Origin of the sequence: Actinomyces sp. ICM47, assembly GCF_000278725.1 — a bacterium.
Taxonomy (GTDB): Bacteria; Actinomycetota; Actinomycetes; order Actinomycetales; family Actinomycetaceae; genus Pauljensenia.
On sequence record NZ_ALCA01000055.1, the window covers coordinates 1 to 13,715 of the forward strand.

Annotated in this window: 7 protein-coding genes, 4 tRNA genes and 1 CRISPR repeat array; of the genes, 6 read left to right on the top strand and 5 right to left on the bottom strand. The window is 65.4% G+C overall.

The window, feature by feature from the left end; genetic code table 11:
• Positions 1–652 (bottom strand): NUDIX hydrolase (locus HMPREF1136_RS03435; RefSeq protein WP_009647947.1); only part of this gene is annotated, 652 nt, incomplete at its 3' end.
• A 157-nt stretch (positions 653–809) separates the two neighbouring features.
• Positions 810–1,439 carry a hypothetical protein gene (locus tag HMPREF1136_RS03440; RefSeq protein WP_009647946.1) on the bottom strand — a complete coding sequence of 210 codons (630 nt, stop codon included), beginning with the start codon at positions 1,437–1,439 and terminating at the stop codon, positions 810–812.
• Between the two features lie 31 nt (positions 1,440–1,470).
• Here HMPREF1136_RS03440 and HMPREF1136_RS03445 point away from each other — a divergent pair.
• The 3 genes from HMPREF1136_RS03445 (at position 1,471) to HMPREF1136_RS03455 (ending at position 5,102) form a co-directional block, all read left to right on the top strand.
• Positions 1,471–1,542: transfer RNA gene (locus tag HMPREF1136_RS03445), tRNA-Lys, on the top strand.
• 67 nt (positions 1,543–1,609) lie between these two features.
• Complete coding sequence (locus HMPREF1136_RS03450; RefSeq protein WP_009647945.1) at positions 1,610–3,718, top strand: PfkB family carbohydrate kinase; 2,109 nt, start codon at positions 1,610–1,612, stop codon at positions 3,716–3,718.
• Positions 3,719–3,857: 139 nt separating this feature from the next.
• Entirely contained in the window at positions 3,858–5,102 is a 1,245-nt protein-coding gene (locus tag HMPREF1136_RS03455) for a multidrug effflux MFS transporter (protein WP_034504730.1), read from the top strand.
• 58 nt (positions 5,103–5,160) lie between these two features.
• Here HMPREF1136_RS03455 and HMPREF1136_RS03460 read toward each other — a convergent pair whose 3' ends face one another.
• The 3 genes from HMPREF1136_RS03460 to HMPREF1136_RS10265 all read right to left on the bottom strand — a co-directional run bounded on the left by HMPREF1136_RS03460 (position 5,161) and on the right by HMPREF1136_RS10265 (position 11,272).
• The gene (locus tag HMPREF1136_RS03460; protein ID WP_009647943.1) at positions 5,161–5,997 is read right to left on the bottom strand and encodes an EamA family transporter; all 837 of its coding nucleotides are present in this window, start codon (positions 5,995–5,997) and stop codon (positions 5,161–5,163) included.
• A gap of 32 nt (positions 5,998–6,029) precedes the next feature.
• Positions 6,030–6,434: a peptide-methionine (R)-S-oxide reductase MsrB gene (gene msrB, locus HMPREF1136_RS03465; RefSeq protein WP_009647944.1), complete on the bottom strand. Its 405-nt coding sequence runs from the start codon at positions 6,432–6,434 to the stop codon at positions 6,030–6,032.
• Positions 6,435–6,574: 140 nt separating this feature from the next.
• Positions 6,575–11,272 carry a mechanosensitive ion channel domain-containing protein gene (locus HMPREF1136_RS10265; protein WP_051023515.1) on the bottom strand — a complete coding sequence of 1,566 codons (4,698 nt, stop codon included), beginning with the start codon at positions 11,270–11,272 and terminating at the stop codon, positions 6,575–6,577.
• A 162-nt stretch (positions 11,273–11,434) separates the two neighbouring features.
• Here HMPREF1136_RS10265 and HMPREF1136_RS03475 point away from each other — a divergent pair.
• The 3 genes from HMPREF1136_RS03475 to HMPREF1136_RS03485 all read left to right on the top strand — a co-directional run bounded on the left by HMPREF1136_RS03475 (position 11,435) and on the right by HMPREF1136_RS03485 (position 11,738).
• Positions 11,435–11,510: transfer RNA gene (locus HMPREF1136_RS03475), tRNA-Glu, on the top strand.
• Between the two features lie 50 nt (positions 11,511–11,560).
• Positions 11,561–11,634, top strand: a tRNA-Asp gene (locus HMPREF1136_RS03480).
• Between the two features lie 28 nt (positions 11,635–11,662).
• Positions 11,663–11,738: transfer RNA gene (locus HMPREF1136_RS03485), tRNA-Phe, on the top strand.
• Positions 11,739–12,708: 970 nt separating this feature from the next.
• A CRISPR array of direct repeats spans positions 12,709–13,576; the repeat unit is 36 nt; unit sequence GCTGGGAATCAATCACCAATCCCCTTTGATATACTG.
• The last annotated feature ends 139 nt before the right edge of the window (positions 13,577–13,715 follow it).

A 13,715-nucleotide genomic window follows, 5' to 3' on the forward strand; every position in this document is an offset into this window, starting at 1 on the left:
CTGGCCCGGGCGTGGGCGCGGAACCCGACGCAGTGCCACCGGATGCTGAAGTGCCCGGAGCGGAAGCGCGCCCGCCGACGGGGGCTGCAGACGCCGCGTCAATGGGGGCAGGGTCGGCGGCACCGGGCCGCAGGACGATGATCGTGGAGGTGGCGAGGCGGCCTTCGCGGGCGCGGGCGACGACGTCTGCGAGGAGGCGGCGGTCGCCTCGGCGGGTGAGCATGTCGGCGGCGGCTGCGGGGGTGGCCCACGTGGTTTGGTCGATCTCGGTGCGTGGGGCGCGGGCGACGGGCGCGCGCAGGCGTGCGGCGGGGTCGTCGGCGGGCATGGGCGTGCCGACCCAGTAGTGGACTTCCTTGGTTTGCCCGCCGCCCAGGCGGTAGCGCTGGGTGGTCAGGGGCGCGCCCAGGGTGATGACCTGTCCAGTTTCTTCTTCGACTTCGCGCACGGCGGCGGCGACCAGTGGCTCACCGTTTTCCGCTTTACCTTTGGGCCAGGACCAGTCGTGGTAGCGAGGCCGGTGGACCATGAGGACTTCGATGTCTGCGGGGTCAATGGACTCGCCGGGGGCCGCGAAGCGCGTGGGGTCGGCAAAACGCCAGACAAGCGCGCCCGCGGAGCGAACGAGTCGCTGGGGGCGTGGGGCTGGCATCGGACGCATAGGGACCAGGGTAGTCGCCCCGCGCCGCGCTCGCCCTGATGGGCGCGCCACCTTCACGAGGTCATGGCCGGTATGGGCGCTCCGCTAGGCCCGTCCGCGCGCCGCGAAAACACCTCCGTCGGGCAGCCGCCTGAGTTGGGCAGCCGCCTCAGTCGAGGGTGCCGACGGCTGCCTCGCGCGCAGCAATGTCAAGCTCGTCGGCCGTCACCAGCAGTGCGGAGTGTCGCATGGTGACGCGGTGGGCGAGCGGGTCAGTGGGGTCTTCGATCCACAGGGCCCCGGCCTCGCCAGCGGCGAGGACACGCATGGCGCGCGAGGCCTCGCGCAGCACGTACTCGAGGTCGTCGTCGGTGAGGTCACCGCGCAGCAGCGAGTCGATCTCCTCCATGATCAGGCTCAGGGGGCGCAGCTCGACGGGGGCTTCGAGGCCCTGGATGATGGGCGCATGCGAGCCGTCGGCGTAGCGCTCGGCCACCAGGAGCGGGTCGCGGTGGTACCACTCGTGCAGCAGGTAGACGCGCCACAGCGCCCCGGGGAGCGTGAATTCGGGGCTGCGCGACCACACGTGGGCGATGGTGTCGACGCCGCGAGTGCGCACGGTTTCCCGCAGGCGGGCCACGTCCTCGTCCGTGAATGTCTCGTCGCCGACTCCCATGAGTGCCCACGCGGCGGTGTGCGCAACGGCGGCGAGAGAGGCGGGATCTTCGTCGCCGACGATTGCCTCGGCGCGGGCGGCGTCGAGCATGGCCGGGCGGCGCGGAGTGTTCGATTGGGCCATGAGGACCGCTTCCTTCTACAATGTGGGGTATGGGCCTATAGCTCAATGGTAGAGCAGCGGACTTTTAATCCGTAGGTTGGGGGTTCGAGTCCCCCTGGGCCTACTGCGCGCCTCGGTTTCCCGGGGCGTTTGTGCTATGTGGGCCGCGCTGCCCGCGTTGGAGGTGCATCATGGATCCTCGTTTGTCGCGCGCGTATGGCGCGTTCGCTGGGCTGGCGTTGGGGGATGCGTTGGGGATGCCGACGCAGGCGATGTCCCCGGAGCAGATCCGCGCGGTGTACGGGCGCGTCACGGGACTCGTGGACGGGGATGACTCCCAGCCGTACGCGCCGGGGATGCCGGCCGGTTCGGTGACGGATGACACGGAGCAGGCGCTGCTGATTGCGTCTCTCCTGGTACGAGGCGGGGGTTCCTCCTCGGGTCACGTGGCCTTGGACGCGGGTGACTTCTCCCACGCGCTGCTGGCCTGGGAGGATTCCATGATCGAGCGGGGGTCGCTTGACCTGCTGGGCCCCTCCACGAAGGCGGCGCTCGAGCGCGTGCGGGCGGGCGAGGACCCGCTGACCGTGGGTGGTTTAGGCACTACGAACGGCGCAGCGATGCGCGTCACTCCGATCGGTATCGCGGTCTCGACCGCGGATCCGGAAGTGTTCGCGGACGCTGTCTGGTCCTCCTGCCAGGTGACGCATGCGACGCGACAGGGTTTCCAGTCGGCAGCGCTCGTGGCGGCGGCGGTATCGCTTGCTCTTGACTGGCCGGAGGCGTCCGCCTCGGACATGACGACTCTGTTGTGGAAGGCCGTTTCCTACGTTGATTCCCTGCCCGAGCGCGGCGCGTGGACGCCGGATCCGGACGTCGTTGCGGCGACGCGCAGGGCCATGCAGCTGGTCGCTAACCCGGCCTCGTCGTCCCTGGAGTGCCTCGTCGAGCAGATCGGCACGTCCGTGGCCTCGGCGCACGCGATCCCCATGGCGTTCGCGCTGCTCGCGCGCGATCCCTCTCCACGTGCCCTGCTGGACGCCGCGAACCTGGGCGGCGACACCGACACGATCAGCGCGATTGCGGGCGCGATCCTGGGCAGTGTGCTCGGGGTCGAGGCCTTCGATCCCGCCATGCTCACCCAGGTAGAACTCATCTCCCACCTCGACCTGCCATCCATCGCCCTCGAGTTGTTGGCACTGCGTGCGGCGAGTGAGCCTGCCACGAGTGCTCCCGAGGCCTCCGAGACTGAGGATACGAGCGAGGGCGCTTCCCCTGAGGAGCCGACCCCGGCCTCGTACACCGATTCCGGGGTGGGACGAGTCGTCCTCATGGGGCAGATCCTCGTGGACCTCGCGGTGCGCGGCGACGCCCTTCCGGGGCCAGGAGGTGACGTGTGGACCGTCGACGAGGGAATGCACGTGGGTGGTGGCTTCAACGCACTCGTGGCGGCACGTCGTATGGGGGCCGAGGCCATCTCCCTCAGCCCGATCGGATCTGGCCCCCACTCCTCGCTGATCCAAGCCGCGCTGGAACACGAGGGGATCACAGACCTCGGGCCTCGTATCGCGGGCATCGACAACGGGTTCTGCATCGCGTTCACAGACCGCACGGGCGAGCGTACGTTCATTTCCACTAAGGGTGCCGAGACGATGTCGCCCGCGAGCGCGTGGGCTGACTTCGTGCGGACGATGCACCCGGGCGACGTACTCTATATCGACGGTTACCTCATGGACCATCCCGCGAACCGTGAGGCCGCGGAGGCTGCGCTGCGCGTCCTGCCTAAGGGCGTGCGCGTGCTCCTGGACGTCTCCCCCGTCATTGGGATCCCGTCCACCCTCCCCTCCGACGGCGTCATCGTGTCGATGAACCACAGAGAGGCTCAGGAGATCGCTCGTCAGAGAGGCGATGCGAGCGTTCGTGACCAGCAGTGTCTCCAACCTCACGAAGCGGCGCGAGCGATGCTCGCCGTGCTGGGCCGTCCCGTTCTGCTGCGTGCAGGTGCCGAGGGCGCATACTTCGTGAGGTCATGCGATGCCGCCCTGAGTGCCTCGGACACTGACCCGTCCTACATCCCGACACCTCGCGTCGAGGCGATTGACACGAACGGCGCGGGCGATGCCCACTCAGGTATCCTGGCGGCCTCCCTCGCTCAGGGCATTCCCCTGAAGAGAGCGCTGCTCCTGGCCAACTGCGCGGGCGCGCTATCCACGACAGTCGTCGGCCCGGCCTCGTGCCCGACGCGCGAGGAGATCGAGGCCGCGGCGGACGCGCTGGAGGCGAGCAACGACGAGGAGTGAGCGCGGTCGGGGCGTTCGCGCGGAAGGAGCGCTGCCAGCCAGTGCACATGTGTGCACGTCACCGCCTGCGACGTGCGAGATGCATCAAATATTCAACCGAGTCGTCTATTTAGCGCCACCACGGGTGCACAATCACATCATGACGACAAACGACACCCAGGACCGCGACGGAATCATTGGCGGGGCACTCACGGTTGCCCTGCTGATCACCCTGGCCGTGCAAAACGCCGTGCCCCCAATGGCGACCGACATGTACTCGGCCGCGTTCCCGCAGATCACGGCGGACCTGGCGACGAATTCGACAATGCTCGGGTTCACACTCACGACCTTCTTCGTGGGCTACGCGACCGGCCAGGTCCTGGGCGGCGCCATCTCGGACCAGATCGGGCGCCGCCGACCGATCATCGCGGGCGGCATCATCGCCCTGGTCGGATCCATCATCTGTGTGCTGACACCCAACATCTGGGTGCTCCTCGTCGGCCGAGTCTTCCAGGGCCTCGGCGGCGGCGTGGCCTCGTCGGTGGCGCGCGCGATCCTCGTCGACGTCGCGCACGGCAAGACGCTGGCGCGCGCGATGAGCCTCATCCAGGCGATCGTCGGCTTCGCGCCGATGCTCGCCCCGGTCCTCGGCGCGTTCATCATCACGCACGCGACGTGGAGGGTTGTTTTTTGGGCGCTCGCCGCTTTCACGCTGCTCATGGCGGCCCTCGCGTGGTTCGTCGTGCCCGAGTCTCTGCCCGAGGATCGCCGCCACCCCGGCGGTATCCCCCGGTTCTTCTCCGGCCTCGTCCAGGTCGTGCGCATCCGCCCCTTCGTGGGCTTCATGCTCACCAACACCTTTTCGAGCTTCTGTATGTTCGGCTACATCTCGAATGCCACCTACGTGCTACAGGGGCCGCTGGGCCTGTCCCCCATGGCTTTCGCGTGGGTGTTCGCGTTCAACGCGCTGCTCTCGACCGGTTTCGCGTTGGTCAACGTGCGCCTGATCTCGCACTTCACGCCGCGCACGCTCATCGTTACGGGCCTGACGATCGCCGCGACCGGCGTGGTGACGCTGGCGATCTCGACGTTCCTCCTCGACCTGCCGCTGATTCTCACGTGCGTGGGCTTCGCGCTGGTTATGACGGCGAACGCGTTTATCTTCGGCAACTCGGGCGCACAGGCCATGAGCGAGGCGCGCGAGCACGCGGGCACGGCTTCGTCCGTCATGGGCGTGTTCCAGTCGATCGCGAACGGCATTGCTGCTCCCCTGGCCACCTCGGGCGGCGACAGCGCCGTGCCGATGGTGCTCGTCATGATCGTCGGCTCGGTCGGCGCGTGGTTCGCATTCTGGGTGATCGCCCGCGGCGGCAAGCACACGCCGCGCCACCTCAGCCTCGACTGAGAGGTCGCAACGGGATCGCCGCTGTCGGATCAGCTGTCGAGAGTCGCAGGGTGCCCCATCACTGGCGCGAGGCCAGCCACACCGCGATCGACACCAGGACCAGGCCGATCAGCTCGTAAACACCGGGGATCTGCCGTAGCATGACGGCACCGACCAGCGCGGACGTGGCGGGCAGGATCGCGGCAAACAGCGCGAACGTGGGGGCCGCCAGGCGACGCATCGCGAGCGCCTCAAACGTGTAGGGAATCGCGGTGGACAGCAGGCCAACGCCAACGACAATCGCGATCAGCTCCCACGAGGCAGTGGCCGCCATCGCCCCCGGCCCGAGGAAGGGCGCAAAAAAGAGAGAACCCCACGCGCAGCCGAGCGCCAGGTTCGTGACCCCGTCGCGCGTGGTCGAAGCACGCTGCCCGACGACGATGTAGGCCGACCAGGCGAGGGCCGCGAGGAGGATCCACGCGACGCCGACACGCACGCTCGGCACGCTCAGGTCGAGGGCGAGGCCGCCGATACACGCCACCCCCGCGAACGCAAGGACGGCGGCGATACGCGGCCGCCAGCCACGGCCTCGGAGAACAGCGACCGCGACCGGGCCGATGAACTCGAGTGAGACGGCGGTCCCCAGAGGGATGCGCGCAATCGACTCATAGAACGAGGAGTTCATCGTCAGGATGATGACGCCGAAGAGCGCAGAAATCACCAGGTCCGAGACCGTCAGGCCGCCGCGCCAGGGGCGCTTCCAGGCCAGCAGAACGACCGCGCCCGTCAGGACGCGCCACCACGCGACGGATGCAGGTTCGACGGAGGCAAAGGCGACGACAGCGAGCGCCGCGCCCACGTACTGGATGAGGCCCGAGCCGACGATGTACAGCTGAGGCGGGACGCGGTCGACCACAGAGACGCCGTCAGGGCACCGGGAGGGTGCGTTCACTGGGCGGGCGCGAAGGTCAAGGCCGCCGAGTTCATGCAGTAGCGCATGCCGGTGGGCTGGTCAGGCGCGTCAGGGAAGATGTGGCCGAGGTGGGAGCCGCATGTCGCGCAGCGCACTTCGGTGCGGATCATGCCGTGGCTGGTGTCGACGCTCTCGGTGGTCGCCCCGTCGTACGCCTGGAAGAAGGAGGGCCACCCACAGGAGGAGTCGAACTTCGCGTCGGAGTCGAAGAGCTTCGATCCGCAGGCCGCGCACGAGTAGGTGCCGACGCGAGCCTCGTCGAGGAGTTCGCCGGTGAAGGGGCGTTCCGTGCCCGCCTCGCGCAGCACGTGGTAGCGCATGGGGCTCAGGAGCTTCTTCCACTCGGCGTCGGTGCGGGCGGCAGGATCGGTAGCGTTCATGTGCCCATTGTCGCGCGCCGCCCGCGGCCTCGCACTTTCGGGTGCGGCCGCGGGCGGCGCGGGGATGTTCGTCGCTCTCATCGACGAGGCCGTGGTTGCCTCACGGGGTTCACACCCCTGTCGATGGGCGGCTTGTCAGGCTACTTATTCTTGCCTGCGTTCTTCTTGCCGGAGGCCTTTTTGGTGGTTCCCTTCTTGGAGCTGCCCTTCTTGCTGCCCTTCTTCGTGGACGACTTAGCGGGCTCGTTCTCCTCGGAAGCGGAGGCGTCAGCAGCCTCGGCGGAGGCATCCTTATCGGATGCCTTTTCCTCAGCTTCCTCCTTCACCTCGGGGGCCTCCTTCGCCTCTTTGTTGGTTCCCTTCTTGGAGCTGCCCTTCTTGCCACCCTTCTTCGAGGACGACTTGGCGGGCTTCTTCTCCTCGGAAGTGGAGGCGTCAGCAGCCTCGGTGGAGGCGTCAGCATCCTCAGCCGACTCTTCCTGCGCCTCGGACGCGGAATCAGCTTCGGCGGAAGCAGCCTCATCAGCCTCCTTTTCCTCAGCCTCCTCCTTCACCTCGGGCGCGGACTCAGCCTCGACCTCGGCGGAAGCAGCCTCATCGGCCACCTTTTCCTCAGCCGACTCTTCCTTCACCTCGGACGCGGACTCAGCCTCGGCCTCGGCGGAAGCGTCAGCAGCCTCAGTCGGCTCTTCCTCCGCCTCGGACGCAGGCGTCGCTTCAGCGGAGGCAGCCTCATCGGCCACCTCTTCCTCCGCCTCCTCCTTCACCTCGGACGCGGACTCAGCCTCGGCCTCGGCGGAAGTGGTAGCATCCTCAGCCGACTCTTCCTCCGTCTCGGACGCAGAATCAGCTTCGGCGGAGGCAGCCTCATCAGCCTCCTTTTCCTCAGCCTCCTCCTTCACCTCGGACGCGGACTCAGCCTTGGCCTCGGCGGAAGCGGCCTCATCGGCCACCTTTTCCTCAGCCTCCTCCTTCACCTCGGGCGCGGACTCAGCCTCGACGGAGGCGTCAGCATCCTCAGCCGACTCTTCCTGCACCTCGGACGCGGACTCAGCCTCGGCGGAAGCAGCCTCATCGGCCACCTTTTCCTCGGCTTGCCCCTTGGCGGAATCAGCATTTTCAACGGGTTCTTCCGCAGCAGGATGCTCGGCGCTCGCCAGCACGACCGTGTCGTCGGCGGCGGGTGCCGCCTTGATCGCCGGAAGGACCTGCGTGTCTGCCTGATCCGGCGTGGGCGCGACCTTGATGGGAGGCATGACGGCGGTCTCTTCGACATCCCGCACATCGGCGGCCGTGGGCGCGGGCGGCTCGGCCAGGGGCTGCGCCTGCGTGGCAGCGCCAGCCGCAACCTTCGTCGCACCCGCGGCCTTCTCAGCGTCACTCGAGGCTGCGGGAGGCGCGGACTGTGCCACGGCCTCGTCGGCGTCGGAGTCCTCGCCGCGCTTGTCGAGGCCGAGGACCGGAACCTGACCGGTCACCGTGCGCAGCATGGCTGCTTCAGCGCCGGTGGGGGCCACCGCTGGGAAGAAATCCATGATCGAGACGCGCGGCGGAACCATCGTCGGAGTCGGGCGGATTTCATCCTCGAGGCGCATCTCCTCGGCGACCGCGTACCAGCCGGGGTGGATGTCCGGTTCGTCGGGTCCCTCCGTCTCCGCGGCCTCCTCAGGCTTATCGGCGGGCTTGTCGGTTTCCTGCACAGGCACCTCCGGCTGCACCGGTCGTTCCGGCTGCGCAGGCGCTTCCGGTTCCTCCGCGGTCGTGGCCGCGGTCGGTCGTTCCGACTGTGCGGGCACTTCCGACTCCTCCGCGGTCGTGGCCGCGGCTGACTGTGCCAGCGCTTCCTGCTGTGCCGGGGTCGCCGGCGTAGTCGGCTGCGCAGGAGCTACAGCCTGTGCGGGCTTGCCCGACTCTTCCGAGGAAGTTTCCTCCTGCGACGCCGCCATCTCTGCGGGGGTCGGCGCGGGCGGCGGCACGAGCGCAGGCCTGCCGGCGTACACCATGTTCGTGGTGACGGGGTTCTCGGCGCGCTCGACCGACGCTTCGTCGCCCTGTTTCACGGACGTTTCACGCTCCCCGACGGGGGCAGTCGCCTGCTCCTTCTCGCTCGAAGGGGCCGCGGCGTCGGTGTCGTCATCCGTATCGGACGAGGCCGGGGCATCCTCGGGTTCATCTCCGTCGGCCGGCGCGGCAGCGGTTTCCGTTGCGGCATCGTCGGCAGTCTCAGGTTCCTCGGAAGCGGGATCCTCGACCGGAGTGTCATCCGACGTCGCGTTCTCCGCTTCCTGCGCAGGAGCAGCCTGCTTGGCCTCGGAGGTCTCGTCGGCGTCGTTCTCGGTCGACGCGGTGTCACCGGACGCTTCAGCGGCGGACGCAGCCTGCTCATCGGCAGGTTCAGCCGCGGCGGGTTCGTCCTTCTCGTCCCTGGCGGATTCCTCGGAGGCGGTCGCCGCCTCGTCGGAATCGGACTCTGCAGGAGCGGACTCGCTCATATCTGCTTCACTCACGGCTGATTCAGCTGCGGCGGACTCGGCCTGCTTATCGGCAGGTTCAGCCGCGGCGGGAGTTTCACCCTGAGCAGCGTCGGATTCCTCGGTCTCGACGACTGCCGCCTCCACGGTTGCGGCCTCATCAGTCGCGGCAGGGGCCTCGGACTGAGCCTCCGTTTCCTTTTCCTGATCGTCTTTGGCCTGATCTGCTTCAGCCTGACCAGAGCCAGCGGGGGTTTCAGCAGTCTCCGAAACGGACTGTTCGGATGCCTCGGGAGCGGCCTGCGCAGCCTCGGCGGGAGCCTCAGCCTCGGCAGGATCGACCGTTTCCGCCTGCGCAGGAGCAGGATCGACCGTTTCGGCAGAGTGAGATTCTTCACCAGCAACTTCAGTCGGCTTAGCGGCAGAGTCAGCCGATGAGGACTGGTTCTGCGCCTTCTTGGTCGCCTCATCGGAGGTAGAAGTCGGCTTGTCGGGACCGGACTTCGCTGTGGCTGCGGATGCGGGCGCCTCGGCCTCGGGAGCGGGAGGCATGGAAGCCCCGGGAGCCTCGACAGGTTCGACTCCGACGGCAGCCAGCGCGGTGGTCGCCTCATCGTCCATGGCCTTGGACTCGGCAGCGTAGCGACGCTCGCGCGCCTCACGGCGATCCTGAACGCGGCGAGAGTTAGCCTCGCGCTCGGCGAAGACCTCCTCGCCAGGGCCGGACAGGGCTGCGGCGCGCTCGTCGGCCTCGACCGAACCGGAGAAGAGACGCTCCCCACGACCGACGGATGTAGTCGTCAGAGTCTCGGTGACCTGCGGGTTCTTGTTACTTGCGGCCTCGATGATCTTGCGCAGCGCGGACTTGGAGATCACCTGAGTCTCGTCGGGAGCGGGTCCCTGTCCCTCGGCCATTTCTCGCTGACGATCAGCCATCGCACGGCGTCGAATCCGCTTTGCCTTGCGGCGTGCGGCAACCATGCGTGCGGCGTGCGCCGCGTCCTTGGGCTGCTCGCGAACGGCCCCCTCAGCGCGGACCGACGAGGCCGCACCACCCAGGGCGGAATCCTGAGACGAGCGCTGTGCCCCACCCGTGTGGGAGGACGACGCGCCCGTCGCGGCCACGGCCTCGTTCGTGCCGGAGATCCCAGCGAGCTCGGCAGCCAAGCGCGCGATGCGTTCACGACTCATGTCTTTTTCGACGGTCACGGTCGCGCGAGGCTCGATGTGCTGGACGGGGCGAGCCCACGGCTCTTCGGCGACGATCCACGCGATGAGGTGCTCGCGCAGGTAAGCACGCAGGTCATTGAGGTTTCCGGAGTTCGTCGCGGACACGAGAACGCGCACGGTGATGGTCTGCGCGTCGGAGTCGGTGATCTGCACGGCCCACGTGCGGCCGTCCCACAGGTCGGTGGCAGCCAGGAGCTTCTCGACCTTCGCGCGGATCAGGGTCATGGGGGCGGACCAATCGAGCTTAAGCTCGACCGTGCCCAGCTGGGCGGCAGCGCGGCGGGTCCAGTTCTCGAAGGGCGTCTGCGTGAAGTAGCGGCAAGGGATGATGAGGCGGCGCTCGTCCCAAATGCGCACGACCACGTAGGAGAGCGTGATCTCCTCGACAGAACCCGTCTCCTGCTTGTCGCTGGCGATAACGACGTCGCCCATGCGGATCGCGTCAGTGAAGGCCAACTGCAGTCCGGCGAAAACGTTACCGAGGGTCTGCTGGGCAGCGAGACCGAAGATCACGGAAATAACACCCGCGGAGGCCAGGACGGTTGTCATGACCTGGCGGGCGGCGTCGAAGGTTCCGATCATGGCAACCGTGCCAACAAGGAGGACGATCACCTGAACCAAACGGCGCAGGACCTGGGCGCGGGTCTCGAAGCGGCGCGAACGGCCTCGGTCGGCGGCCTGTCGGGCCTTCGCGGCATCTTCGAAGACCCACGCGGCGGCGTAGCCCATCCACGTCATGCAGGCCAAGCCCGCGATGAGGAGCAGGTGCATGAGGAACGTCGTGACCGATGAGCCACCCCAGTCAGTGAGGCGGGGGTCCACGAGCGCGATCCCGAGTCCGACCCACGCGCCCCACGTGGCGAGCGCGAAGTGAGCGGGGCCGCGCACGCGACCCAGGACTGACGAGGCCATGGCAGACTTCGCCAACGCCTTACGCGCCAGGACGGACAGGACCACCGAGGCAACCAGGCCAAGAACGGCACCGATGATGGGTCCGAGGAACAGGAGGGTCAAGTCGATGGTGGTATCCACGGCTGCCTCCGCGCCAGATTGCGAGTCAGCGGCGGCGCGCGCGAGCGCGCCTGAGGTTTGAGTTGAGATTTGAGTGAGGGCACCGAGTGCTGGTGTCAGAGTCATGCATTAAGGGTAGGCCGGGTAGCTGATGAATTCCTGTGAATTCTGCACAATTGCAATGTTTTTTAGTAACGTGGTGCGCATCATGCTTTTTCGTTTTGACGTATTGACGGACGTCTGCCTAAGATATATCCCGTCTTCGGACGCCAGTTCGACGGCCAAAAGGCCCCCATCGTCTAGCGGCCTAGGACACCGCCCTTTCACGGCGGCGACACGGGTTCGAATCCCGTTGGGGGTACCAGCCGGTCGCACATGTGAACGGCACAATTTAATAGGTCTTACCTATTGTAAGGCCCCGTAGCGCAGTTGGTTAGCGCGCCGCCCTGTCACGGCGGAGGTCGCGGGTTCAAGTCCCGTCGGGGTCGCCGACCAGACCGAATCGGTTCAGGTCTTGGCTCTGTAGCTCAGTTGGTAGAGCGTTCGACTGAAAATCGAAAGGTCACCGGATCGACGCCGGTCGGAGCCACCAGCAAGCCCCGAAGCAATAGCTTCGGGGATTTTTGGTTTTCCGGCACGGAGCGATGTCTGAGATACGTATCACGTTCTTTTTTCTCTCTTACTTCACCCACCAACTGCCCGCACATCTCTCATACGTATCTGAGGGGCAATCACGGCAGATACACCCGGTGTGACGTTGAACAAACTATACTTCTCGGTTCACGTCTCCCACGCCCGCCCAATGCGGACAACCCCACATGAGTGGGGGCGGCATCTCAAGGAAGATTAGCGACCGATTCCCCGCCGATCTTCCCCGCGTGGGCATGGAAAACGATCTGCTGGATTGGAGGCTCTGCATGGCTCAGGGTTCATCCCCGCTCACGCGGGGAAAACACATAATGCGACGGGGTGGCCCGCCTGCCCGGGGATCACTCCCAGGTGGGCTGGCTGCCACCCTCATGCGTGCCGTATCACTATTTCGAGAAGGACTCATCCCCGCTTACGCAGGGAATACCCGTCGGCTACGGTGATCGCGTTCGAATCCCGGGGATCATCCCTGCTAACGCGGGGAACACCTGGCCCACGGGAAGAACAGTCTCAACGAGAGCGGATCATCCCTGCTTACGCGGGGAACACACCGTCTGATCTGTGCAAACATCACACAGCTCAGGCAGATTATGGGAGCGCAGTTGAACGCTTACCCCTAAACTACTCCTTCTATCGCACTCCTACAACCAAGGAAGCACAACTAGAAAGTCTAGTCAGACACAGATACGAGCGACCACAAGCACATCAGACATTCAACCAATGAAAGCAGCTTCCGCAGCGCTCAGAAAATTAGTTCCCAGGATACTAGTTCGTCGGATCATCCAGGTATTCGGATCCGTTCCACTCACTAAATTCACCGCTATCATCATAGTTATACTGCAGAATCGATCAGAACTACCGTTGTACTCTTCTAAGCATCCTCACTTTGGCACACCAATGCACAGCTCGCCATCGTAGGGAATCAAACACCAATCCCCTTTGATATACTGTCTTCCAGTCCAACATGCAAGGCCACATGCTGGGAATCAATCACCAATCCCCTTTGATATACTGGTCTGCAGGTAATCGCCGACATTGATTTGCTGGGAATCAATCACCAATCCCCTTTGATATACTGATGCAGGCCGCTAAGGATGCCTGGCTGGGCTGGGAATCAATCACCAATCCCCTTTGATATACTGCCCACGAGCGCAAACGGACACACGGCTGGCTGGGAATCAATCACCAATCCCCTTTGATATACTGCGTCCACATAACCAGCCCTGGGGGTGTCGCTGGGAATCAATCACCAATCCCCTTTGATATACTGTTGACAACCTCAAGCCGGGCCTGCCTCTGCTGGGAATCAATCACCAATCCCCTTTGATATACTGGACAGCCTGGGAGATGTTGACAGCGACGGCTGGGAATCAATCACCAATCCCCTTTGATATACTGTGGCCAACCGCTGCAATTGTCCCCGAGCGCTGGGAATCAATCACCAATCCCCTTTGATATACTGGACACCGTGTACGCATCCCGCGAGCATAGCTGGGAATCAATCACCAATCCCCTTTGATATACTGCACATCACACCGTGGTCGCTCGGCGGTAGCTGGGAATCAATCACCAATCCCCTTTGATATACTGCGTTGATGAAGCAGAGGAAACCGCGCTTGCTGGGAATCAATCACCAATCCCCTTTGATATACTGTGGCGCGCTTGTCGACGTGAACGAGGGTGCTGGGAATCAATCACCAATCCCCTTTGATATACTGGCGCCGACGCAACCACTTGACCGCTCGCGCTGGGAATCAATCACCAATCCCCTTTGATATACTGTGGCGCGCTTGTCGACGTGAACGAGGGTGCTGGGAATCAATCACCAATCCCGGTGGTGTCAATGGGTGGTAGCAATGAGTTGGTTGAATGCTTCTGTGGGGGTGCGGTAGCCGAGGGTGGCTCTGGGGCAGTTGTTCAG